Source organism: Streptomyces sp. W16 (genome assembly GCF_033194735.1).
Lineage (GTDB): Bacteria > Actinomycetota > Actinomycetes > Streptomycetales > Streptomycetaceae > Streptomyces.
Genome location: NZ_JAWOAI010000024.1, coordinates 1 through 23256, shown reverse-complemented (window position 1 = coordinate 23256; position 23256 = coordinate 1). Strand labels below are relative to the sequence as shown.

Genomic DNA, 23256 nt, shown 5'->3' with positions numbered 1-23256 from the left:
GGGGCGCTCCCCCGGCTCGCGGTCACGCCCCCGCGATGACCTCCGCCGCCGCGCGACCGCAGACTCGGGCCGCGCCGTGGGTGGCGATGTGGAGGGCGCCTCGGGGGGCGGCCTGCGGTATGCCCATCTCGACCACGACGGTGTCGGGGCGGGCTGCCAGCAGGGTGTCGAGGGTGGACGCCATCCAGGAGTGACGGTGTTCGTCCCGGACCACGGCGACGACGCGTCGCGTCCCGGCCGCCGTCAGGACCGCACCGGCGGCGTCCTCGTCCTCCCCGGTGAAGCTGTTCGTCTCCGTGCCGGGCAGGAGCCGGGCGAGTTCCGCGGCCACGCCCCAGGGCGTCTCGTCGCCGACGGCGATGTTGGCGACGGGGGTGAGGAGAGCGACGTAGGGCGGTTCGGTGAGGGGGTTGAAGCGGTCGGTGGCGGTGACCCTGAGAGCTCGGCGGGCGGCGGCGAGACCGATGTCGACGCGCGTCACGTCCGCGGCGGGAGCGACGCCCTCGTCCGCGGCGGGCGCCGCCGCCGAGGCCGCCCATCGGGCCAACCCCCGTACCCGTTCCGCCGCTTCGGCCAGGCGTTCCTCCGGGAGCTCGCCCGCGCGGACCGCGCTCACCAGGGCGTCCCGCAGGCGTCGTACCGTCTCGTCGTCCGCGAGGCCGCCGCCCACGCAGAGCGCGTCGGCGCCGGCGGCGATGGCGATGACGCTGCCGCGTTCGATGCCGTAGGTGGCGGCGATGGCCTGCATTTCGATGGCGTCGGTGACGATGAGGCCGTCGTAGCCGAGTTGGCCGCGCAGGAGGTCGGTCAGGATGTGCGGGGAGAGGGTGGCCGGGTGGTCCGGGTCCAGGGTCGGGACCAGGATGTGGGCGCTCATCACCGCGCGGGTGCCGGCGGCGATGGCCGCGCGGAACGGGAGGAGTTCGCGTCGCTCCAGGACGGACGACTCCGCGTCGATGCGCGGCAGCGCGTGGTGGGAGTCGACCGCCGTGTCGCCGTGGCCCGGGAAGTGCTTCGTGCAGGCGGCGACGCCCGCCGCCTGGAGGCCGGTGACATAGGCGGCGGTGTGGCGGGCGACCAGTTCCGGGTCGGCGCCGAAGGAGCGGACGCCGATGACCGGGTTGGAGGGGTTGGAGTTGACGTCGGCGGAGGGGGCCCAGTTCAGGTTCACTCCGCAGGCGGCGAGTCTGCGGCCCAGTTCGTGGGCCACCGCCCGCGTCAGGTCCACGTCGTCGACCGCGCCGAGGGCGTGGTTGCCGGGGAAGGAGGAGCCCGTGCGCACCTCAAGGCGCGTGACATCTCCGCCCTCCTCGTCGATCGCGACCAGCACGTCGTCCCGTTCGGCCCTCAACTGGGCGGTCAGGGAAGACAGTTGCTCGGGTGACGCGATGTTGCGGCCGAACAGGCCCACCGAGGCCAGGCCTTCGCCGAGGCGCCGGAGCAGCCAGTCGGGGGCCGTGGTGCCGGGGAAGCCGGGCTGCAGGACGGTGAGGGCGTCGCGCGTCAGGGTGTCTGTACCGCTGGCGAATGTCGTCATCGGTTGGCGTTATCCCTTCACAGCGCCGGCGGTCAGACCCGCGGCCATCTTGCGCTGTACGAGGAGGAAGAGGACGACGATCGGCACGGCCATCATCGTGGCGCCGGCCATCATCGGGGCGTATTCGGTGCCGTGCTTGGTGGTGAAGTTGCCGAGCCAGACGGTCGCCGTCTGGTGCTCCTGGCTGAGCAGCATGAGGGCGTACAGGTACTCGTTCCAGGCCTGGATGAAACCGTAGACCGAGGTGGCGACCATACCGGGGGCCAGGAGCGGGAAGACGACCCGGATGAAGGCGCCGGTGCGGGAGCAGCCGTCGACCATGGCCGCCTCCTCCAGCTCCTTCGGGATGTTGACGATGAAGCCGCGCAGGGTCCACACCGTGAACGGGAGGATGAAGGTCAGGTACGTGATGATCAGGCCGGAGAGCTTGTCGTACTGGTCGAGGTCGTTCAGCAGCAGGAAGACCGGGATGATCATCGAGACCAGCGGGACCATCTGGACCGCGAGGATGCCGACGATCACGATCTTCCGGCCCCGGAACGCGAAGCGGGAGATGGCGAGCGCGGCCAGCAGGCCGACGATGATGCCGATCACGACGACCGACAGGGACACGACGAGGCTGCGGCCGACCGGGCCCCAGAAGTCCGCGATGTCCAGCGCCCGGCGGAAGTTGTCGAGCGTGATGCCGGTGGGCAGCAGGCTCGGGTCCGGGTCGATGGCGTCCTTGGCCGGTTTGAACGCCGTGTCGAGCATCCAGTAGAGGGGGAAGCCGACGACGACGAAGACGAGCAGGCCGACGAGATTCCAGCCGAGCTTGGACTTCTTGCGCCCGCCGGTCGGCCTGCGGGGCGCGTCGGTCGTGAGCGCGCTCATTCGACCTCTCCGATCTGAAGCATCTGACGCATGTAGACGGCGACGACACCGAGCAGCAGCACCACCGTGACCAGGGCTATCGCGGAACCCTGTCCGTAGTCGTTGACGACGAACGCGCGGTCGTACGAGTAGGTGCTGAGCAGTTGGAAGTCGGCCTCGGGGTGACCGCCGCGCATCACGAACACCTGGGGGAAGACACCCATGTCCCAGATCACCGACAGGGTCGTGAGCATCACGATGATCGGCTTGAGGATGGGCAGGGTGACGTACCGGAAGACGCCCCACGCGCCGGCGCCGTCGAGGCGGGCGGCCTCCTCCAGCTCCTGGGGGACCTGGGTGAGTCCGGCGCTGAGGGTGATCACCACGAAGGGCACCGCGCCCCACACCACCAGCAGCATGATGACGAGGAGGCCCTGCGGTCCGCTGGCGAACCAGTTGTGGCCGACCATGTCGACGCCGGGGAGCTTGCTGAGCACGGCGTTGAAGACGCCGTAGTCCGTGTCGAAGAGCCACTTGAAGACGGTGGTCGCGACGATCACCGGCATGCCCCAACTGGCCACCAGGACAATGTTGATGAGCGTCTTCAGCCAGCCGGAGACCTTCTGCTGGAGCAGGGCGAGGGCCATGCCGGCGACCATCGTGAAGATGACCGAGCCGGCCGCGAAGACGATCGTGCGGACGACGACGCCCCAGAACTCGCCGTCGCCGAGGACCCCCGAGAAGTTGTCGAAGCCGACCCACTCGGCGGGCTTGAAGCCCCACAGCTGGGACTGCCCGAAGGTCTGGAAGGACAGCGTGACCAGACGGACCAGCGGATAGCCCATGACGAGGGCGAGGATGAGCAGACAGGGGGCGAGCAGCAGCCAGGGAATCCCGGCGCCGTTCGCTGTCCGCCGTCTGCGAGGTGCGTCGGAGACGCGCGGTGGGGGCGCCTGCCGCGGCGGCGGCACCTTGGCGGGGGTGGTCGTGTCGGCACTCATCGCGCGCTCCTCAGCGATCCCTCAGGTCGTACGGCCTTACGTGAGGCAGGGCCCTGCCCCGAAGAACCCGCGGGGGTCCAACAGGGCCCTGCCTTCAGATCACTTGACGTTGATGACCTTGTCGATCGCGGTGTCGGCCGCCTTGGCGGCGTCCTCGACCGACTGCTTGCCGGTGCCGATGTTCTGCAGCATGGTCTGCAGGACCTGAGCCTTCTCGACCTGGCCCCAGCCCGGTGCCATCGGGACGAACCAGTTGGACTCGGCCGCGGTGGCCGGGACCGCCGTCGCGGGGTCGTTCTTCAGCGTCGCGAGGTCGGTCTTGTTGTTGGGCAGGTTGCCCTTGGCCATCAGGCCCTTCTGGCCGGACGGACCGGTGAAGGCGTTGATCCACTCGGCGGCGAGCGCCTGCGCCTTGGACTTGACCGGGACGGCCAGGTCCGAACCGCCCAGGAACACGGGCATGTTCTTGCCGGACGGGCCGGGCATCACGAAGTTGACGAGGCTGGTCTTCAGCTTGCCGCCGGTCTTGTCGACCTTCGGGTCGGCCGCGCTGGCGCCTTCCCACGCGGCGGCGAAGATCATGGACGCCTTGCCCTGGCCGTAGACGATGTAACGGTCGGACTCGTCCTTGGTCTTGTCGCCGTGCATGTACTTGTCGATGACCGACTTCCACTCGTTGAGTCCCTTGATGGACTCGGGCGAGGAGAGGCTGGCCTTCCACTGGTCCCCGGACTGGGTGGCGATGGCGCCGCCGGCGTCGTAGACGAAGGACATGGCCGCGTACCAGTCACGGGTGGGCTGGTACCAGGCGCTGAACTTGCTGCCTTCCTTCTTCTGGATCTTGTCCAGGTCGGCGGTCAGCTCGGTGTACGTCGTCGGGGGCTTCTTGATGCCGGCCGAAGCGGCGATGTCACTGCGCCAGTTGGCGACGCGGCCACCGGCGTAGTAGGGGACGCCGTAGGTCTTGCCGGAGTAGGTGACCGAGGCCTTGAGGCCGTCCAGCCAGGCGGAGGAGTTGGTGAACTTGGAAGGGTCGACGGGTGCGAAGGCGCCCTTGACCATGTAGCTCAGCATCTCGGTGTTGCCCATCTCGACCACGTCGGGGGCCTTGTCGGTGGCGAGGACCGCGTCGAGCTTGGTGTTCTTGTCCGGCCAGCCGTAGTACTCGTGCTTGATCTTGACGCCGGGGTGCGCCTTCTGCACGGCCGCGTCGGCCGCCTTGACCAGCTGGGGCCAGTTGTTCTGCGCGTCGACGGTGAGCCAGACGGTCAGCTCCTTGGCGTCGGCGCCGCTCTTCGAAGAGTCCTTGTCGTCGTTGCCCCCGCACGCCGCGATGGAGACCATCATGCCCGCGATACCGATCGCGGCTATCAGCTTGCGCTTCACGCCACCCTCCTCAGGGATGCCTGCCACACCTCCCGCCCAAGAGCCGGGACCTGAACCAATGGTGTAGACCAGTACCGGGAGCTTGGACCAGACCACAGGGCCTGTCAAGAGCCCCCGAAACACCCCTGACCAGCCGTTATAGGACCTACATATGCAGGAACCTTTAAGTAAGAAGGCAGCGAAAACAACCATGCCGGAGTACTCTCGTCCGCTAGACCACTTGGCCTTGTGGACTAGACCAAAAGCGACCGCGACGGTATACAGAAGGGATCACGAAGTGACCCTTGTCCGGAGCCGGAAAGGCGGAGCATGAGCACCGACGTCAGCAGTGCGGAGAACGAGGGTGGGGCTACCGTCCGCACCGCGCGTGTGCCCAAGTACTACCGCCTGAAGAAACACCTGCTGGACATGACGGAGACGTTGCCACCAGGCACCCCGGTCCCGCCCGAGCGCACCCTGGCCGCGGAGTTCGACACCTCGCGCACCACCGTCCGCCAGGCGCTTCAGGAACTGGTCGTCGAGGGCCGCCTGGAACGCATCCAGGGCAAGGGCACGTTCGTCGCCAAGCCGAAGGTCTCGCAGGCCCTCCAACTCACCTCGTACACCGAGGACATGCGAGCCCAGGGCCTCGAACCGACCTCGCAGCTCCTGGACATCGGCTACATCACCGCCGACGACACCCTTGCCGACCTGCTCGACATCACCACTGGCGGCCGGGTCCTGCGCATCGAACGCCTCCGCATGGCCAACGCCGAACCGATGGCCATCGAGACCACCCACCTCAGCGCGAAGCGCTTCCCCGCCCTGCGCAGGTCCCTGGTCAAGTACACGTCCCTCTACACCGCGCTCGCCGAGGTCTACGACGTCCATCTCGCCGAGGCCGAGGAGACCATCGAGACCTCGCTGGCCACCCCGCGCGAGGCCGGCCTCCTCAGCACCGACGTCGGCCTCCCGATGCTGATGCTCTCCCGCCACTCCCTCGACAAGGAGGGCAAGCCGGTGGAGTGGGTGCGATCGGTGTACCGGGGGGACCGCTACAAGTTCGTGGCGCGACTCAAGCGTCCACAGGACTAGGGCCTGTCCGGCGGATTCGGTCGCAGGAAAGCAACGGTGCTCCATCGACGCCGGTGAGCGGGGTCTGGTGCGTGCAGCTGCAAGGCGGAGGAGGGAGTCGACGCGATGGGGGTCCCCCCGCGCGAGGTTGTTCGAGCGTGGGGGAGTCGGCGACCGACGACAACGCCGCTGGGGGTCCCCCCACGCCTTTAAGGCAGTGGGGGAGTGCGTGCCAGACCCCGCGTCTGCGACAGAATCCGCCGGACAGGCCCTAGGGGACTTACAGAGTTACCCGGGTTGCTCTACGTTCCTCCCGTCGCCGCATGGACGGGAGGACCACCCGGTGCGTACCGCGAACGTCCGAACCATCGTCGTCTGGACCCTCGTCGCGCTCGTCGCCGCGGCGGGCTGGTCCGTACTCGCGCTGGCGCGGGGTGAGAACGTGTCGGCCGCCTGGATGGTCGCCGCCGCGCTCGGCTCGTACGCCATCGCCTACCGCTTCTACTCGAAGTTCATCGCGTACAAGGTCCTGAAGGTCGACGGCACCCGGGCCACTCCGGCCGAACGCCTCGACAACGGCATCGACTACCACCCCACCGACCGCCGCGTCCTGCTCGGCCACCACTTCGCCGCGATCGCCGGCGCCGGACCGCTCGTCGGACCCGTACTGGCCGCGCAGATGGGCTACCTGCCCGGCACGATCTGGATCATCGTCGGCGTCATCTTCGCGGGCGCGGTCCAGGACATGGTGGTGCTGTTCTTCTCAACTCGTCGCGACGGCAGGTCACTTGGGCAGATGGCCCGCGAGGAGATCGGCCCCTTCGGCGGCGCGGCGGCCCTGGTCGCCACCTTCGCCATCATGATCATCCTGCTCGGGGTGCTGGCCCTGGTCATCGTGAACGCGCTGGCCTCCTCGCCCTGGGGCACCTTCTCCATCGGCATGACCATCCCGATCGCCCTGCTGATGGGCTTCTATCTACGGGTACTTCGCCCGGGCAGGGTCTCCGAGGTCTCCCTCATCGGCGTGGCCCTGCTGCTGCTCGCCCTGGTCGCGGGCCGCTGGGTCGCCGAGTCGTCCTGGGCCGGCACCTTCACCCTCGCGCCCTCGACGCTGGTGATCTGGCTGGTGGCGTACGGCTTCATCGCGTCGATCCTGCCCGTGTGGACCCTGCTCGCCCCGCGCGACTACCTCTCCACCTTCATGAAGATCGGCACCATCGCCCTGCTGGCGATCGGCGTCGTGGTCGCCCTGCCCGCCCTGAAGATGCCCGCCGTCACCGACTTCGCCAAGCACGGCAACGGCCCGGTCTTCGCCGGCTCGCTCTTCCCGTTCGTCTTCATCACGATCGCCTGCGGCGCCCTGTCCGGCTTCCACTCGCTGATATCGAGCGGTACGACGCCGAAGATGATCCAGAAGGAAACCCAGATCCGCATGATCGGCTACGGCGCCATGCTGATGGAGTCGTCCGTCGCCGTCATGGCACTGGTCGCCGCGAGCATCATCGACCCGGGTCTCTACTTCGCGATGAACGCCCCGTCGGGCGCGATCGGCACAACGGTGCAGAACGCCTCGCAGGTGGTGAGCAGTTGGGGCTACCACATCTCCCCCGCCGACCTCGCGCAGGCCGCGAAGAACGTCGACGAGGCCAGCCTGCTGTCCCGCACCGGCGGGGCGCCCACCCTCGCGGTCGGCGTCTCGGAGATCTTCGCCAAGGTCACCGGCGGGAGCCTGCGCGCCTTCTGGTACCACTTCGCGATCATGTTCGAGGCGCTGTTCATCCTGACCGCGCTGGACGCGGGCACGCGCGTGGGCCGGTTCATGCTCCAGGACATGCTGGGGAACGTCTACCGGCCCTTCAAGAACGTGAGTTGGAAGCCGGGCCTGGCCCTGACGAGCGCGATCGTGTGCGCACTCTGGGGCTACTTCCTCTGGGTAGGCGTCCACGAACCCCTCGGCGGGATCAACCAGCTCTTCCCGATCTTCGGCATCTCCAACCAGCTCCTCGCCGCCGTCGCCCTGGCCGTCTGCACCACCCTCCTGGTGAAGTCCGGGCGCCTCAAGTGGGCCTGGATCACCGGGGTTCCGCTCGCCTGGGACGCGACGGTCACCCTGACCGCGAGCTGGCAGAAGGTGTTCTCCAGCGACCCGAAGGTCGGCTTCTTCAAGCAGCGATCCGTCTTCCAGGACGCGATCGACGCGGGCAAGGTCCTGCCGCCCGCCAAGAACATGGACGACATGCACACCGTCGTCACCAACTCCACGGTGGACGGAGTGCTTTCGGCCATTCTCGCGGTGCTGGTCGTGGTCGTCATCGCGGACGCCCTTCGCGTCTGCGTTCGACACGTCCGCCGCCCAGCGCTCTCCACACTGAGCGAGACACCGTACGTCGAGTCGAAGATCGTGGCACCGGCCGGGCTGATCCCGACCCGGGAGGAGAAGGAAGAGGAGGCGACGGCACGCGATGTGGTCGGCGTTCAGGCGGGCGACTAGCGGAGTGCGCTGGTATGTCCGGGAGTTGACGGACGAGTCGGCGTACGAGCGGTATGTCGCGCATGTACGCCGGGACCACCCGGACGCCGAGGTCCCGAGCCGACGCGACTTCGAACGGATGCGGACGGACCGCCAGGAGGCCGACCCGAGGCAGGGCTTCCGCTGCTGCTGACCCCTGCCGTTGACACCGATGTCGGGCCTTCACTAAATCGACATGCCGATATGCGGACGGGGTCTTTCGCTGCGGTGATTCCGTGACCTACATTGCCTGCGCGTTACACAGGCGATCATTGAGGTGACGGAGCCGCGATATGTCAGATGTACCCGAAGTTCCGCCCGAAACCGGACCACCCCTGGTGACACCGGCCCGCGCCGTCATCACCGTCTGCCTGCTGGCGCCCTTCGTGGCGCTGCTCTGGGTCGGCTCCTACACCAAGATCGACCCCACGTTCATCGGCATCCCGTTCTTCTACTGGTACCAGATGCTGTGGGTGCTGATCTCGACCGCGCTGACCATGACCGCCTACAAGCTCTGGCAGCGTGACCAGCGCACCCGCCACGGAGGCAACCGGTGAACGACGGCGTGAACGGCGTCGCTCTCGGCGTCTTCATCTTCTTCTTCCTGGCCGTCACCGTCCTGGGCTTCCTGGCCGCCCGCTGGCGCCGGGCCGACAGCGAGCAGAGCCTCGACGAATGGGGCCTGGGCGGACGGTCGTTCGGCACCTGGGTCACCTGGTTCCTGCTGGGCGGCGACCTCTACACGGCGTACACGTTCGTCGCGGTCCCGGCGGCGGTCTACGCGGCGGGCGCGGCCGGCTTCTTCGCAGTCCCCTACACGATCCTCGTCTACCCCCTCATCTTCACGTTCCTGCCCCGCCTCTGGTCGGTGTCGCACAAGCACGGATATGTGACGACGTCCGACTTCGTGCGCGGACGCTTCGGCTCGAAGGGGCTGTCGCTGGCGGTGGCGGTCACCGGCATCCTCGCGACCATGCCGTACATCGCGCTCCAACTGGTCGGCATCCAGGCCGTGTTGGACGTCATGGGCGTGGGCGGCAGCGCCAACTCCAACTGGTTCGTGAAGGACCTGCCACTGCTGATCGCGTTCGCCGTGCTGGCCGCGTACACCTACTCGTCCGGCCTGCGGGCGCCCGCGCTGATCGCGTTCGTGAAGGACGGGCTGATCTACATCGTGATCACGGTGGCGATCATCTACATCCCGATCAAGCTCGGCGGCTTCGACGACATCTTCAGCAAGGCGGGCGCCAAGTTCAAGGCGGCGGGAGCGGGCGGCCTGGTCCCCGCACCGGCGGGCCAATGGACGTACGCCACACTGGCGTTGGGCTCGGCACTGGCCCTGTTCATGTACCCCCACTCGATCACCGCGACCCTGTCCTCCAAGAGCCGCAACGTGATCCGCCGCAACACCACGATCCTGCCGCTGTATTCACTGATGCTGGGCCTGCTCGCACTGCTCGGCTTCATGGCGATCGCGGCCGGAGTCAAGGTCACCAACGGGCAGTTGGCGATCCCGCAGCTCTTCGAGAACATGTTCCCGGACTGGTTCGCGGGCGTGGCCTTCGCGGCGATCGGCATCGGAGCGCTGGTCCCCGCGGCCATCATGTCCATCGCGGCGGCGAACCTCTTCACCCGCAACATCTACAAGGACTTCATCAAACCGGACGCGACCCCGGCCCAGGAGACCAAGGTCTCGAAGATCGTCTCGCTCCTGGTGAAGGTAGGCGCCCTGGCCTTCGTCCTGACGATGGACAAGACGGTGGCGATCAACTTCCAGTTGCTCGGCGGCATCTGGATCCTCCAGACCTTCCCGTCCCTGGTCGGCGGCCTCTTCACCCGCTGGTTCCACCGCTGGGCCCTGCTGGCCGGCTGGGCGGTCGGCATGATCTACGGCACGTTGGCGGCCTACGGGGTGGCGTCTCCGACCCAGGACCACTTCGGCGGCTCGTCCAAGAAGATCCCCGGCATCGGCGAGATCGGCTACATCGGCCTGACGGCATTCGTACTGAATGTCGTGGTGACGGTGGTGCTGACGTTCGTACTGAAGGCGCTCAAGGCCCCAGAGGGCGTGGACGAGACAAACCCCAGCGACTACACGGCAGACGCAGGCGACCCGGGAGTGAAGGAGGAGCTCCCCGTGATCGCCGGTCACTGACTCCACCTAAGGGGCGCGGGGAACTGCGCGACCAGCCACACACGACCCGCAGCGGGCCGCCGAAAAGCAAGACCATCGGCGGCCCGCTTTCGTACACACTCACCTACATGGACATCCTCATCCGCCGAGCAGACCCCACCGAATACGACCCCCTCGGCAACCTCACAGCCCAGGCCTACCTAGAAGATGGCCTACTCGACTACGGCGAGACCGACCCGTACCTCCCCGTACTGAAGGACGTAGCAAGCCGGGCCGCAGCCGCCGAAGTCCTCGTCGCGATGGACGGCGACCACCTCCTCGGCGGCGTCACCTTCGTCCAAGGCCCCGGCCCCGTGGCCGACATCGCCCGCCCCGGCGAGGCAGAGATCCGCGCACTCGCGGTCGCCCGCGCCGCCCGAGGCCGTGGTGCGGGCGAGACCCTGGTACGCGCCTGCATCGACCGCGCCCGAGCCACAGAAGCCTGCACAGCCATCGTCCTGTCGACCCAGAGCTCGATGCACGCGGCCCACCGCATCTACGAACGCCTGGGTTTCGTCCGCACACCCGACCGGGACTGGAATCCCGTGCCGCATCTGGACGATCTCACTCTGCTCACCTACAAGCTGACGCTCTGAAACCACCGCGACACAACATCTGGTGGTGGCGTGACGGGCGGGCACAAGATGTATGCTCATGCTCGCTGTCGCCGCAGGGGAATCCGGTGCGAATCCGGAACTGTCCCGCAACGGTGTACTTACGTGCATATGCACGCATGGTCAGTCCGAGGACCTGCCGACGGCGCGCCCGGCCACCCGGCCAGGGCGCATGACGTCCGGGCCTCGTGGAGTGGGCCGGTGGACGCGACGCCCCGTGCGCTCGTGTACTGCCGCCTGCCCTCAGCGAGGCCCTGTGCCGAGCGAGGGAGAGCCCCACCGTGACCATCGCGCCAGCAGAGCCGGCATCAGCGACCCAGGCGAACGAGGCGAACGCAGCGACCGGAACCACCATTCCCGGTACGGCCGTTCCCGGAGCGACCGTTCCCGGAGCCGACGGCCCCGGCGCCGCGATCCTGCGGACCCTGACCGAGCTGACCGCCGACCTTCCCGACGCCGACCCCGGCCGGGTCGCCGCCGCCACGTTGCGCGGCCGGTCCGCGCACGCGGACGTGGCGGAACTGCGCGAACTGGCCACGGAGGCCGCCGCCGGCCTCATCTCCGAGGACCCCGTCTACTCCCGCCTCGCCGCCCGCCTGCTGACGGTCGGCATCGCCGCCGAGGCCGCCTCCCAGGGCGTCACGACGTTCACCGAGTCCGTCGCCGTGGGCCACCGCGAGGGCCTCATCGCCGACCGCACCGCCGAGTTCGTGACGCTGCACGCGGCCCGCCTCGACGCGCTGATCGACACGGAGGCCGACGACCGCTTCGGCTACTTCGGCCTGCGCACCCTGCACAGCCGTTACCTGCTCCGCCACCCGATCACCCGCAAGGTCATCGAGACGCCCCAGCACTTCATGCTGCGCGTGGCGTCCGGTCTCGCGGAGGACGACAGCACCCGCGCCCTGGACGAAGTAGCCGCGCTCTACCGCCTGATGAGCCGCCTCGACTACCTCCCCTCCTCCCCCACCCTCTTCAACTCCGGCACCCGGCACCCCCAGATGTCGTCCTGCTACCTCCTCGACTCCCCGCTGGACGAGCTGGACTCCATCTACGACCGCTACCACCAGGTCGCCCGCCTCTCGAAGCACGCCGGTGGCATCGGACTCTCGTACTCCCGCATCCGCAGCCGCGGTTCGCTGATCCGCGGCACGAACGGGCACTCCAACGGCATCGTCCCGTTCCTGAAGACGCTGGACGCCTCGGTCGCCGCGGTGAACCAGGGCGGCCGGCGCAAGGGTGCCGCCGCCGTGTACCTGGAGACCTGGCACTCCGACATCGAGGAGTTCCTGGAACTGCGGGACAACACCGGTGAGGACGCCCGCCGTACGCACAACCTGAACCTGGCGCACTGGATCCCGGACGAGTTCATGCGCCGGGTGAACGAGGACGGCATCTGGTCGCTGTTCTCGCCGGCCGACGTGCCCGAGCTGGTCGACCTGTGGGGCGACGAGTTCGACGCGGCCTACCGCAAGGCGGAGGCGCAGGGCCTGGCCAAGAAGACCATCCCGGCCCGTGACCTCTACGGCCGCATGATGCGCACCCTCGCGCAGACCGGCAACGGCTGGATGACCTTCAAGGACGCGGCCAACCGCACCGCCAACCAGACGGCCGAGCCGGGCCACACCGTGCACTCCTCGAACCTCTGCACGGAGATCCTGGAGGTCACGGACGACGGCGAGACGGCGGTCTGCAACCTGGGTTCGGTGAACCTGGGCGCGTTCGTCACCAATGGTGAGCTGGACTGGGAGCGGCTGGACGAGACGGTCCGCACCGCCGTCACCTTCCTCGACCGTGTCGTCGACATCAACTTCTACCCGACCGAGCAGGCGGGCCGCTCCAACGCCCGCTGGCGCCCGGTCGGCCTGGGCGCGATGGGCCTCCAGGACGTCTTCTTCAAGTTGCGCGTCCCCTTCGACTCCCCCCAGGCGCAGGCCCTTTCGACGCGCATCGCCGAGCGCATCATGCTCGCCGCGTACCAGGCCTCCGCCGACCTCGCCGAGCGCAACGGCCCGCTGCCGGCCTGGGAGAAGACCCGTACGGCCCGGGGTGTCCTGCACCCCGACCACTACGACGTAGAGCTGAACTGGCCGGAGCGCTGGGCCGCGCTGCGGGAACGTATCGCCCAAGTCGGCATGCGCAACAGCCTGTTGCTGGCGATCGCGCCCACCGCCACCATCGCCTCGATCGCGGGCGTGTACGAGTGCATTGAGCCGCAGGTGTCCAACCTGTTCAAGCGCGAGACGCTGTCCGGCGAGTTCCTCCAGGTCAACTCGTACCTGGTGAACGAGCTGAAGCAGCTCGGCGTGTGGGACGCCCGCACCCGGGAGGCGCTGCGCGACGCCAACGGCTCGGTGCAGGGCTTCAGTTGGATCCCGGCCGACGTGCGCGCCCTGTACCGGACGGCCTGGGAGATCCCGCAGCGCGGCCTGATCGACATGGCCGCCGCCCGCACCCCGTTCCTGGACCAGTCCCAGTCCCTGAACCTGTTCCTGGAGACGCCGACGATCGGCAAGCTCTCCTCGATGTACGCGTACGCCTGGAAGCAGGGCCTGAAGACGACGTACTACCTGCGCTCGCGCCCGGCGACCCGCATCGCCCGCGCGGCCCAGGCCCAAGCCCAACCCACCGTCCCCGTACAGCAGTTGACGCCCGACGAAGACGCGGTCGCCTGCTCCCTGGAAAACCCCGAGTCCTGCGAGGCCTGCCAGTAATGAGCTCCACCGAAAAGAACCTCCTCGACCCGGGCTTCGAGCTGACCCTCCGCCCCATGCGCTACCCGGACTTCTACGAGCGCTACCGGGACGCGATCAAGAACACCTGGACCGTCGAGGAGGTCGACCTCCACTCGGACGTCTCCGACCTCGCGAAGCTGTCGCCGGGCGAGCAGCACATGATCGGGCGACTGGTCGCGTTCTTCGCGACGGGCGACTCGATCGTGGCGAACAACCTCGTGCTGACGCTGTACAAGCACATCAACTCCCCCGAGGCGCGGCTCTACTTGAGCCGTCAGCTCTTCGAGGAGGCCGTGCACGTCCAGTTCTACCTGACGCTCCTCGACACCTACCTCCCCGACCCGGAGGACAGGGCCGCCGCCTTCGACGCGGTGGAGAACATCCCCTCCATCCGCGAGAAGGCCGAGTTCTGCTTCAAGTGGATCAACGAGGTCGAGAAGCTGGACAGCCTCCAGACCCAGGCCGACCGCCGCCGCTTCCTCCTCAACCTGATCTGCTTCGCCGCGTGCATCGAGGGGCTGTTCTTCTACGGCGCGTTCGCGTACGTCTACTGGTTCCGCAGCCGGGGCCTCCTGCACGGTCTTGCGACCGGCACCAACTGGGTGTTCCGCGACGAGACCATGCACATGAGCTTCGCCTTCGAGGTGGTCGACACCGTGCGCAAGGAGGAGCCGGAGCTCTTCGACGACCAGCTCCAGCAGGAGGTGACCGACATGCTGCGCGAAGCCGTCGAGGCGGAGCTGCAGTTCGGGCGTGATCTGTGCGGTGAGGGTCTGCCGGGCATGAACACCGACTCGATGCGCCAGTACCTGGAGTGTGTGGCGGACCAGCGCCTCCAGCGGCTGGGCTTCGCTCCGGTCTACGGCTCCGAAAACCCCTTCTCCTTCATGGAGTTGCAGGGTGTGCAGGAGCTGACCAACTTCTTCGAGCGCCGCCCGTCGGCGTACCAGGTGGCCGTGGCGGGCACGGTCGACCTGGACGAGGACTTCTAGCCCCACCCCCCTCGACGCCCTTTATCTGCCTCTTACTTCGCGGACGACCCATGGAGCTTCCATGGGTCGTCCATGGAGTTTCTATGGAGCGGCAAAGTTCATGGGGTGCGTCTGTTCGCGGTCTCGTCGGCCCAGCTACGTTCTGCCCGTCCTGTTCATGTCACTCACCAGTGCCCCACAGGACGCTCAAAGTGTCATGCCCATGACGACGTCATCTGCCGCCGCTACGCGCGTCACAGGCCTGCCACCACGCCGAGGACCCCACTCCAACGATGGAGGCAGTACCCCATGCGTGAGAAGCCCAGACGGAGTCTGCGAAGACTGCTGACCGCCGCCATACCCGCCCTCACCCTCAGCGTCTTCGGGCTCGTGGCGGCCTCCCCCGCCGACGCGCAGCCCACCGCCCAGACAGTCGCCCAGTCCGCCCAGGTCTCCAAGGTCACCCAGAACTCCAAGGCCCTGACCGCCCCCGCGGCCCAGGCAGTCCACTCGACCGGCAAGGCCGGGCAGAAGGTGCCGACCGAGCACCTGTGCGCGACCGCGGCCCCCGGTTCGGCGGCATGTTTCGCCCAGCGGCGTACCGACATCAAGCAGCAGCTGGCCTCCGCCGTGCACGCGGACGCCGCCGCCGCGGTGTCCGGGCTGAGCCCGGCCAACCTGCACAGCGCGTACGCGCTCCCCTCGACCGGCGGCTCCGGCCTCACGGTCGCCGTGGTCGACGCGTACAACGACCCCAACGCGGCCTCGGACCTGGCCACTTACCGCTCCAACTTCGGTCTGTCGGCCTGCACCGTGGCCAGCGGCTGCTTCAAGCAGGTCAGCCAGACCGGCTCGACCACGTCCCTGCCGACGAACGACACCGGCTGGGCGGGCGAGGAAGCGCTCGACATCGACATGGTCAGCGCGGTCTGCCCGAACTGCAACATCATTCTGGTGGAGGCCACTTCGGCCACCGACGCCAACCTCGGCGCCGCCGAGAACGAGGCCGTCGCCCTGGGCGCGAAGTTCGTCTCCAACAGCTGGGGCGGCTCCGAGTCCTCCTCGCAGACCTCCGAGGACACCTCGTACTTCAAGCACCCGGGCGTCGCGATCACCGTCTCCTCCGGTGACGAGGCCTACGGCGCCGAGTACCCGGCAACGTCCCAGTACGTGACGGCAGTTGGCGGCACCGCGCTGTCCACCTCTTCCAACACCCGCGGCTGGACCGAGTCCGTGTGGAAGACGAGCAGCACCGAGGGCGGCGGCTCCGGCTGCTCCGCCTACGACGCGAAGCCGAGCTGGCAGACCGACACGGGCTGCACCAAGCGCATGGAGGCCGACGTCTCCGCCGTCGCCGACCCCGCCACCGGCGTGGCCGTCTACGACACCTACGGCGGCTCCGGCTGGGCGGTCTACGGCGGCACCAGCGCCTCGTCCCCGATCATCGCGGGCGTCTACGCGCTGGCCGGCACCCCGGGCACCAGCGACTACCCGGCGAAGTACCCCTACTCCCACACCAGCAACCTGTACGACGTCACCAGCGGCAACAACGGCTCCTGCTCGACGGCGTACTTCTGCACCGCCGAGACCGGCTACGACGGCCCGACCGGCTGGGGCACCCCCGACGGCACCGCCGCCTTCACCGCCGGCACCACGACCGGCAACACGGTGACCGTCACCAACCCGGGCAGCCAGTCCACCGCGACCGGTTCCACGGCCAGTCTGCAGATCTCGGCCTCGGACAGCGCGGGCGCGACCCTCACCTACAGCGCGAGCGGGCTGCCGACCGGGCTGTCGATCAGCAGCTCGACCGGTCTGATCTCCGGCACCGCGTCCACCGCCGGCACCTACGCCGTGACGGTGACCGCGACCGACTCCACCGGCGCCTCCGGTTCGGCCTCCTTCACCTGGACGGTCAGCACCTCCGGCGGCGGCTCCTGCACCTCGTCCCAGTTGCTGGGCAACGCGGGCTTCGAGTCGGGCAACACGACCTGGACCGCAAGCAGCGGGGTCATCACCAACTCCAGCAGTGAGGCCGCGCACGCGGGCTCGTACTACGCGTGGCTCGACGGTTACGGCTCGACCCACACCGACACGCTGTCCCAGTCGGTGACCGTCCCGAGCGGCTGCACGGGCACGACCTTCACCTTCTACCTGCACATCGACACCGCGGAGACCAGCACCAGCACGGCTTACGACAAGCTGACGGTCACCGCCGGATCGACCACCCTGGCCACCTACTCCAACCTCAACGCGGCCAGCGGGTACGTCGCGAAGTCCTTCAGCCTGTCGGCCTTCGCCGGCTCGACCGTCACGCTGAAGTTCAGCGGAGTCGAGGACTCCTCCCTGCAGACCAGCTTCGTCGTCGACGACACCGCCGTGACGACCAGCTGACCTCCTCATGAGCTGAGCCCCGGCCGTCTCGCAGCGGCCGGGGCTCTGTCATGTCCACGAATACTTCACTTCTCATGGCGGATCCGGATGCGTCCGTGACACGTCAAAGGGGCAAGGAGGCCCCCCATGCGTCGATCCATCCTCGCTCCGTCCCTCGCCGTCGCCACCCTGGCACTCGCCCTCACGGGCTGCGGCGGCACGAAGTCCGACACCGGCAGCGGCAGTGTGTCGCCGTCCTCGTCCCCCACGCCCAGCAAGAGCAAGTCGGCCTGCGCGGCGAAGGAGACCCTCGCCGCCACCGACACCAACGGCACGTTCTGCCTCACGACCGGCAGCACGGTCCGGATCCTGCTGGACGGGACGGCGTCCCGGCCGTGGGCGCAGGTCAAGACCGCCGGCAGCGCCCTGGAGGCCACCAACAGCGGGATCCTGATCCGGCCCGGCGACGCGAGCAACGCGTTCAAGGCGGTCTCGGCCGGGACCGTGAAGCTCACGTCGTCCCGGCCGCTGTGCGCGACCGCCCCGCACAAGATCTCGTGCAAGGGCATTCAGGAGTGGTCGGTCACCGTCGTGGTGACGAAGTCATGATCCGGTGGGCGGTCCGGATCTGACGGTCGATGCGCCGGTCGTGCGCGATGCCGAGCAGCGACGGGAAGGTCACGGCCACGAAGGCGGCGACGACGGCGATGAGGGCGATGAGGTTGTCCACGGCTGCGTTCATGGACATGAGTCTCGTCCTTTTGACTCCTTACCGTGAGTGGCAGGACTGCCGTACACCCTCGATTTACTGCCACATCCGGCGCACACTGGGAGCATGCTGAAAAACGTGGCCGTGGTCCTGCTCGACGGAGTGCACCCCTTCGAACTCGGCGTCGTCTGCGAGGTGTTCGGCCTCGACCGCAGCGACGAGGGCCTGCCGGTCTACGACTTCGCGGTCGCCTCGGCCGAGGGCCCGACGCTCGCCACCCATGCGGGCTTCTCGCTGGCCGTCGAGCACGGGCTGGAGCGGCTGGAGAGCGCGGACCTGATCGCGGTACCGGCGGGTGCGACCTATGCGGCGCGGGAGTACCCGGAGGCATTGCTCGACGCGCTGCGGCGGGCCGTGGACCGGGGTGCCCGGGTGCTCAGCGTCTGCTCGGGTGTGTTCGTGCTGGCCGCCGCCGGGCTGCTGGACGGGCGGCGGTGCGCGGTGCACTGGCATCACGCGGAGCTGCTGGCCCGGCGGTATCCGAAGGTCGTCGTGGAGCCCGATGTGCTGTACGTCGACGAGGGTCCCGTGATCACCTCCGCCGGTACCGCGGCCGGTATCGACGCCTGTCTGCACATCGTGCGCAAGGAGCAGGGGCCGGAGGTCGCCAACGCCATCGCCCGGCGGATGGTCGTACCGCCGCACCGCGACGGGGGTCAGGCCCAGTACATCGAGCGGCCGTTGCCGCGCTCGCAGTGCGACACGGTGGGCGAGGTGCTGGTGTGGATGGCGGAGCACCTCGACCAGGAGGTCACCGTCGAACAGCTCGCCGCCCGCGCCCTCATGTCACCGCGGACCTTCGCCCGCCGTTTCCAGCAGGAGACCGGGACCACGCCGTACCGCTGGATCCTGCGTCAACGGGTGCTGCTGGCACAGCAGTTGCTGGAGGGGACGGACGAGACGATGGACGCGATCGCCTGGCGCGCCGGCTTCGGCACCGCACCCGCCCTGCGCCACCAGTTCGTCCGCGCCCTGGGTACCACTCCGAACGCCTACCGGCGCACGTTCAGGGGCCCGGAAGCCGCCTGAACGCACGCCTGTCGTCTCACCTGGGGATCGGCCTGAGCATCAGCCGGTGCGGGTGGAGGGTGATGCCGACGCGAGTGGTGTCGTAGGAGCCGGACACCAGCTCGAAGCGGTACCTCGCCGCCACCGCCGCCGTGAACAGGCTCAGCAGAGCCATCGAGAAGTGGTCGCTGGGACACTTCCGGTTGCCCACGCTGAACGGGCTCATGGCGAACTTCGGTACTTCCTTGGACCGTTCCGGAAGCCAGCGGTCGGGGTCGAACTCCAGGTTGTGCGCATACGAACGCGGGTCGCGCTGGATCGCGTAGGGGCTGTAGATGATGTCGGCCCCGGCCGGAATCCGATAGCCGCCCAGTTCGGTGTCGGTGACCGCCCGTCGCGTCAATATCCATACGGCGGGCCACAGGCGCAACGTCTCGACGAGGACATTGTTGGTGTGGGTGAGCGCGCGGACGTCGTCGAATGCCACCGGGCGTCCGCCCGTCACGGATTCAACTTCCGCACATACCTTGTCGGTGTGTTCCGGGTGTTCGGTCAGGACTTGGAGCAGCGACATGATCGTGGACGCCACGGTTTCACTTCCGGGGGTGAGGATCGCGACGACCTGGTCGTGGATCTCCTGTTCCCCGATCGGCTCGCCATTCTCGTCGGTCGCCTCCAGCAGCGCTGTCAGCAAATCGTCCGGCTTTTGACCAGATGCCCGGCGTTCGGCGACGATCTCGTCGACGAGGAGATGCAAATCGGCCAGCGCCCGGTCGAATTCGCGGTTGGCCGGAAGGGGCAGCCGGTAGAGCGGTCCGGCCGGGACGACCATCCGCCGGTACATGCCCCGGAAGACGGTGGCGAGGGCGGTGCACAGCCGTTCGGCGCGCTCGTCCATGAAGTCGCCGCGCAGCAGACAGCGGGCCGCGATCCGCACGGCGACCCGGAAGGCCTCGGAGGTGCAGTCGATCGTCCCGCCGTGCCGCCAGCGCTCGGTGAGCGCGTGCACCTCCTCCTCGATGATCGGCCCGTAGCCGGGGATCGCGTCGAGCCGGAACGCGGGCTGGATGATGCGCCGTTGACGCCGGTGGGTGGGCCCGTTGGCGGTGGCCACCCCCTCCTTGCCGAGCAGTCCCTCCAGGGACTCCCACAGCGGGCCCGCGATGATGTAGTCGGGGCTCAGCGCGACGGCCCCGGTGAGGGCCGGCGCGGTGACGGCGTACACCGTCTTGGGGCCGAGGCGGAGCCGTACGACCTCGCCGTGGTCGCGGAGTCGGGCCATGAAGGCCAGCGGGTCGCGGACCAGCTTCCAGCCATGGCCGAGCAGCGGTACTCCGCCGCCCGCGACGGGCGGCTCCAGCAGTTCCGGCGCCTCGGGGGGCGCGGGCTTCACAGACTCGACGGTCATTTCTCACCTGCCGCTTCGTTGTTGACGTACGGGGGTGTGGACCGGTCGTCCCAGCTGTCGACCATGTAACGGCCGGACTCGTGGTGGAACCAGTAGACGGAACTGAACCAGTTCCGCATATTGCCGAGACAGGACCGTACGGCGGCGCTCAATTCCATTCCGTGTACGGTGCCGTCGTCGAGCCGCTCGGCAAGAAGTAAGGTCTCCTGTTCCGCGCCGAGGAAATCGGCAATGCATTCCTCGACCCGGCGCCTCACTTCGGCGACCGCATCCTCAAGAGTCAGCCCCTCGTGTTTGATGAGACTGATTCCGAGATTGTGGACCTCGTCGCCCGCGATTTCCTTGGGGAGGGAGCAGAGGTCGTTGTACCAGGCGGCGAATTCCTGACTGAGCAGTGCCGCCCGTCGAAATCCCGGGTGTTTCCTTACGCTGTCCGGGAGTTCGCAGCCCGCGCTCGGCTCCAACAGGTCCGTCCAGATCCAGTGCGCGAAGGTGAGCCGGCGCAGTGCGAGATATTCCTCGACCGTGGGAATGGTCCCCTCGGTGCGGTTGCGGAATTCCCGGTCGTAGGCCTCGATCACCGCGTGGAAGTGCCGGGCGAACCGCGCGTTCCAGGTGGCAGGGAGGAACGAGTAGATCCGCATCACGGTGTCGGCGAACCCCGCGACCAGGGGATCCGGGTGAAGCAGGTGGTGACGTGGTGAGTCCAGTGCGGCGTGCAACCGGAACCGCAGCCGCCGCCAGGCGTCGGGCCGGCCGTGCACGATGTCCCGGTCATGGCGGTCGTCCCAGACGAAGAACCACGCGCTGTAGTCCGCTATCGCCTGGAGCACCTCGTCCGGTGCACCCAAGTAGTACCCGGCCATCAAGTCCGTGTAGCAAAGACCGTCGGCATATTCCCTTACCTTGTCCGCCGGCATGAGACGTTTTTCCAGCAGCCAGGCACGTGTCTTCTCCTGGAGCCTCGGCCAATACGGGTGCAGTCGCCGGGGAAACGCCGCCTCGATCACCGGGAGAGAGAGCGATGGTGGAACCGCGATCGCCGTCGATGCCGACGTCGATGCCGTTGTGGTGCTGTGTGAGAAAGCAGGCACGAACAAACCCCTCTCAGCCGCCAGTTGCACACGCCCCTCCCGCCGTGCCGGGCGTGCGCCGTTGCGTATCCCCGCACTTCCCATTCAGCACCACAACTGACCGTTCTGGGAACGGATTTGCTCCCTTCACTACCCCCAAGCGTCGAGAATCCATCCTCGTGTGACTGATTTTGGATCACTACAAGAGCAGAAACGATCGAATGTGCGAGGGACATGCGAACGGCGCCTGGTCAGGGAGTTGCACCTGAACAGACGCCGTACGTAAGGGAGTTGTGATCGTCTCTGGGACTCAGTCGTTGGCGACCACGGGGTAGCGGGGCTCGTTCTCGGCCATCTGCCGCAGCGCGTCCTTGCGGTCGCGCTTGGAGAGCCGGTCGATGTAGAGGTAGCCGTAGAGGTGGTCGGTCTCGTGCTGCAAACACCGAGCGAAGTAGCCGGTGCCGCGGATCTTGATCGGGTTGCCCCGCTCGTCCTGCCCGGTGACCTCGGCGTAGTCGGGCCGCGCGAGCGGCGCATACGCGGTCGGCACGGACAGACACCCTTCGTTGCTCTCGTCCAGATGCCGCTTGTCGGCAGGCAGGTCGACCAGCTTCGGATTGCAGACGACACCGACGTGCCGCTTGCCCTCGTCGTCCATGCAGTCGTAGACGAAGACCTTCAGGCCGACGCCGATCTGGTTGGCGGCCAGGCCGACACCCTCGGCGGTGCGCTGCGAGGCGAACATGTCCGCCACCAGCGTCTCCAGCTCCGCACCGAACTCGGTGACGTCCGCGCACTCCTTGTGCAGCACCGGATTCCCGACGACCGTGATCGCCCGCGAGACCCCCCGCTCCCGCCAGGCCGCCTCACGCTCCTCGGTCCCCTCGGTATCGACGACAAACCCCTCGTCGTCCACGGGAAGCACGCCCGCGTGCTGCTGATCGGTGTCCTGCTGCGCCATGCCGACGAACGCCTTCCTCAAAACCAAGGGGGTGAAGTTGCTGATACAGGGTACGTGGATGCGCCCCATAGGGACGCGGGGCTGTGCTCATATGCGGGCGACCACCGACAACGCCCTGTCTTTTAAGGGGCGCGGGGAACTGCGCGACCAGCCACAACGGGCCCGCACCCGACCAACGACCTCAGCAGACCTCTTCCAAGTCCCGCCAGTCCCGAGAGTCAGGGCTATCGGCAACCCACCCGTCCAACAACCCCCGAACCAGCGACGCGGGCGCAGCCAACCCACACTCCCGCTCCGGCACCCACAACTGCCCATCCGTCCGATGACCGAGCGGCCCAGGATGCCCCGGCTCACTGTGATCATGCGGATCAAGATGCTCCCCGTCACCCTCATCCGAAGGCATCCGGGACTCAGAACACATCCGACACAGCAACCGCACGGAAGACGACCAGTCCTCCGCCGCGAACCCGGCGTCAGCCGCCAGCTGCTCCAACGCATCCCGGTCGGCCTCGGCGGCAGCCTCAAGCAGCACCACCCACGTCGGCACAGGCGACGGCGCCCACAGCTCGATCTCGTCGAACACGGGGTAGGAGTGCCCGGCCGCCGTGGTCCGCTCCCCGTGCGGCACCCCGTCGTGCAGCACGACCTCACCCCAGCGTCGCCCGGACGAGGGAAGCGGGATGGACAGCACCTCGATCCGCGCCGGATCCAGCCGCCGCCCCCACACGACCTCGGCCTCCCCCTCGGGAGAGAGCCGTACGGCCGCGCTGCCGAGGTCCATCCCGGCCGGTTCGCCCGCCGCGGTGACCCCGCCCGGCACCCGCAGCCCGTAC

19 protein-coding genes, 1 pseudogene and 1 riboswitch are annotated in these 23256 nt (G+C 68.1%); of the genes and pseudogenes, 11 read left to right on the top strand and 9 right to left on the bottom strand.

Features of this window, described 5'->3' with window-relative positions; genetic code table 11:
• Window positions 1-22 precede the first annotated feature (22 nt).
• From R6V09_RS05395 to R6V09_RS05380, 4 genes are all read right to left on the bottom strand, one after another.
• On the bottom strand, window positions 23-1537 hold the full coding sequence (locus R6V09_RS05395) for a glycoside hydrolase family 3 protein (RefSeq protein ID WP_317880176.1): 1515 nt from the start codon (window positions 1535-1537) through the stop codon (window positions 23-25).
• Between the two features lie 9 nt (window positions 1538-1546).
• Complete coding sequence (locus R6V09_RS05390) at window positions 1547-2410, bottom strand: carbohydrate ABC transporter permease (protein ID WP_317880175.1); 864 nt, start codon at window positions 2408-2410, stop codon at window positions 1547-1549.
• A complete protein-coding gene (locus tag R6V09_RS05385; RefSeq protein ID WP_317880174.1) occupies window positions 2407-3390 on the bottom strand; it encodes a carbohydrate ABC transporter permease in 984 nt (327 codons plus the stop codon). The genes R6V09_RS05390 and R6V09_RS05385 overlap by 4 nt, the downstream gene beginning before the upstream one ends.
• A gap of 99 nt (window positions 3391-3489) precedes the next feature.
• A complete protein-coding gene (locus R6V09_RS05380) occupies window positions 3490-4776 on the bottom strand; it encodes an extracellular solute-binding protein (protein ID WP_317880173.1) in 1287 nt (428 codons plus the stop codon).
• Between the two features lie 309 nt (window positions 4777-5085).
• Between R6V09_RS05380 and R6V09_RS05375 the strand changes: the two genes are divergently transcribed.
• The 10 genes from R6V09_RS05375 to R6V09_RS05330 all read left to right on the top strand — a co-directional run bounded on the left by R6V09_RS05375 (window position 5086) and on the right by R6V09_RS05330 (window position 17813).
• Complete coding sequence (locus tag R6V09_RS05375) at window positions 5086-5850, top strand: GntR family transcriptional regulator (RefSeq protein ID WP_019072168.1); 765 nt, start codon at window positions 5086-5088, stop codon at window positions 5848-5850.
• A gap of 322 nt (window positions 5851-6172) precedes the next feature.
• On the top strand, window positions 6173-8320 hold the full coding sequence (locus R6V09_RS05370) for a carbon starvation CstA family protein (RefSeq protein ID WP_317880172.1): 2148 nt from the start codon (window positions 6173-6175) through the stop codon (window positions 8318-8320).
• The gene (locus R6V09_RS05365; RefSeq protein ID WP_317880171.1) at window positions 8292-8492 is read left to right on the top strand and encodes a YbdD/YjiX family protein; all 201 of its coding nucleotides are present in this window, start codon (window positions 8292-8294) and stop codon (window positions 8490-8492) included. The genes R6V09_RS05370 and R6V09_RS05365 overlap by 29 nt, the downstream gene beginning before the upstream one ends.
• 139 nt (window positions 8493-8631) lie before the next feature.
• The gene (locus tag R6V09_RS05360) at window positions 8632-8895 is read left to right on the top strand and encodes a DUF3311 domain-containing protein (RefSeq protein WP_317880170.1); all 264 of its coding nucleotides are present in this window, start codon (window positions 8632-8634) and stop codon (window positions 8893-8895) included.
• A complete protein-coding gene (gene mctP / locus R6V09_RS05355; protein ID WP_317880169.1) occupies window positions 8892-10493 on the top strand; it encodes a monocarboxylate uptake permease MctP in 1602 nt (533 codons plus the stop codon). The genes R6V09_RS05360 and mctP overlap by 4 nt, the downstream gene beginning before the upstream one ends.
• Before the next feature lie 107 nt (window positions 10494-10600).
• The gene (locus tag R6V09_RS05350) at window positions 10601-11107 is read left to right on the top strand and encodes a GNAT family N-acetyltransferase (protein WP_317880168.1); all 507 of its coding nucleotides are present in this window, start codon (window positions 10601-10603) and stop codon (window positions 11105-11107) included.
• A gap of 42 nt (window positions 11108-11149) precedes the next feature.
• Window positions 11150-11306: riboswitch (cobalamin riboswitch) on the top strand.
• A gap of 100 nt (window positions 11307-11406) precedes the next feature.
• Window positions 11407-13839 carry a ribonucleoside-diphosphate reductase subunit alpha gene (locus R6V09_RS05345; protein ID WP_442809980.1) on the top strand — a complete coding sequence of 811 codons (2433 nt, stop codon included), beginning with the start codon at window positions 11407-11409 and terminating at the stop codon, window positions 13837-13839.
• Complete coding sequence (locus R6V09_RS05340; RefSeq protein ID WP_317880167.1) at window positions 13839-14852, top strand: ribonucleotide-diphosphate reductase subunit beta; 1014 nt, start codon at window positions 13839-13841, stop codon at window positions 14850-14852. Before R6V09_RS05345 ends, R6V09_RS05340 begins: the two co-directional genes overlap by 1 nt.
• Window positions 14853-15140: 288 nt before the next feature.
• Entirely contained in the window at window positions 15141-17225 is a 2085-nt protein-coding gene (locus R6V09_RS05335; RefSeq protein WP_317880166.1) for a putative Ig domain-containing protein, read from the top strand.
• A gap of 126 nt (window positions 17226-17351) precedes the next feature.
• Window positions 17352-17813, top strand: coding sequence for a hypothetical protein (locus R6V09_RS05330; protein ID WP_317880165.1), 462 nt, complete (start codon window positions 17352-17354; stop codon window positions 17811-17813).
• On the opposite strand, the gene R6V09_RS05325 is transcribed toward R6V09_RS05330, so the two are convergent.
• Complete coding sequence (locus R6V09_RS05325; RefSeq protein WP_317880164.1) at window positions 17788-17952, bottom strand: hypothetical protein; 165 nt, start codon at window positions 17950-17952, stop codon at window positions 17788-17790. The two genes, R6V09_RS05330 and R6V09_RS05325, sit on opposite strands and share 26 nt — an antisense overlap.
• 87 nt (window positions 17953-18039) lie before the next feature.
• Between R6V09_RS05325 and R6V09_RS05320 the strand changes: the two genes are divergently transcribed.
• Window positions 18040-19002 (top strand): GlxA family transcriptional regulator, encoded by a 963-nt coding sequence (locus R6V09_RS05320; RefSeq protein WP_317880163.1) that lies wholly within the window; start codon window positions 18040-18042, stop codon window positions 19000-19002.
• Window positions 19003-19018: 16 nt separating this feature from the next.
• Here R6V09_RS05320 and R6V09_RS05315 read toward each other — a convergent pair whose 3' ends face one another.
• From R6V09_RS05315 to R6V09_RS05300, 4 genes and pseudogenes are all read right to left on the bottom strand, one after another.
• On the bottom strand, window positions 19019-20389 hold the full coding sequence (locus tag R6V09_RS05315; RefSeq protein ID WP_317880162.1) for a bifunctional albaflavenone monooxygenase/terpene synthase: 1371 nt from the start codon (window positions 20387-20389) through the stop codon (window positions 19019-19021).
• A complete protein-coding gene (gene cyc1 / locus R6V09_RS05310; protein WP_327094907.1) occupies window positions 20386-21483 on the bottom strand; it encodes an epi-isozizaene synthase in 1098 nt (365 codons plus the stop codon). The genes R6V09_RS05315 and cyc1 overlap by 4 nt, the downstream gene beginning before the upstream one ends.
• 289 nt (window positions 21484-21772) lie before the next feature.
• Window positions 21773-22423, bottom strand: a complete 651-nt coding sequence (gene def, locus R6V09_RS05305; protein ID WP_317880161.1) for a peptide deformylase — start codon at window positions 22421-22423, stop codon at window positions 21773-21775.
• A 181-nt stretch (window positions 22424-22604) separates the two neighbouring features.
• Window positions 22605-23256 (bottom strand): annotated as a pseudogene (locus R6V09_RS05300) (hypothetical protein); the annotation flags it as partial.

Excerpts from the sequence above, each read along its gene's own strand:
- R6V09_RS05395 (WP_317880176.1), bottom strand. The coding sequence starts at position 1,537 with ATGACGACATTCGCCAGCGGTACAGACACCCTGACGCGCGACGCCCTC.
- R6V09_RS05390 (WP_317880175.1), bottom strand. The coding sequence starts at position 2,410 with ATGAGCGCGCTCACGACCGACGCGCCCCGCAGGCCGACCGGCGGGCGC.
- R6V09_RS05385 (WP_317880174.1), bottom strand. The coding sequence starts at position 3,390 with ATGAGTGCCGACACGACCACCCCCGCCAAGGTGCCGCCGCCGCGGCAG.
- R6V09_RS05375 (WP_019072168.1), top strand. The coding sequence starts at position 5,086 with ATGAGCACCGACGTCAGCAGTGCGGAGAACGAGGGTGGGGCTACCGTC.
- R6V09_RS05365 (WP_317880171.1), top strand. The coding sequence starts at position 8,292 with ATGTGGTCGGCGTTCAGGCGGGCGACTAGCGGAGTGCGCTGGTATGTC.
- R6V09_RS05360 (WP_317880170.1), top strand. The coding sequence starts at position 8,632 with ATGTCAGATGTACCCGAAGTTCCGCCCGAAACCGGACCACCCCTGGTG.
- R6V09_RS05350 (WP_317880168.1), top strand. The coding sequence starts at position 10,601 with ATGGACATCCTCATCCGCCGAGCAGACCCCACCGAATACGACCCCCTC.
- R6V09_RS05340 (WP_317880167.1), top strand. The coding sequence starts at position 13,839 with ATGAGCTCCACCGAAAAGAACCTCCTCGACCCGGGCTTCGAGCTGACC.
- R6V09_RS05335 (WP_317880166.1), top strand. The coding sequence starts at position 15,141 with ATGCGTGAGAAGCCCAGACGGAGTCTGCGAAGACTGCTGACCGCCGCC.
- R6V09_RS05330 (WP_317880165.1), top strand. The coding sequence starts at position 17,352 with ATGCGTCGATCCATCCTCGCTCCGTCCCTCGCCGTCGCCACCCTGGCA.
- R6V09_RS05325 (WP_317880164.1), bottom strand. The coding sequence starts at position 17,952 with ATGTCCATGAACGCAGCCGTGGACAACCTCATCGCCCTCATCGCCGTC.
- R6V09_RS05320 (WP_317880163.1), top strand. The coding sequence starts at position 18,040 with ATGCTGAAAAACGTGGCCGTGGTCCTGCTCGACGGAGTGCACCCCTTC.
- R6V09_RS05315 (WP_317880162.1), bottom strand. The coding sequence starts at position 20,389 with ATGACCGTCGAGTCTGTGAAGCCCGCGCCCCCCGAGGCGCCGGAACTG.
- def (WP_317880161.1), bottom strand. The coding sequence starts at position 22,423 with ATGGCGCAGCAGGACACCGATCAGCAGCACGCGGGCGTGCTTCCCGTG.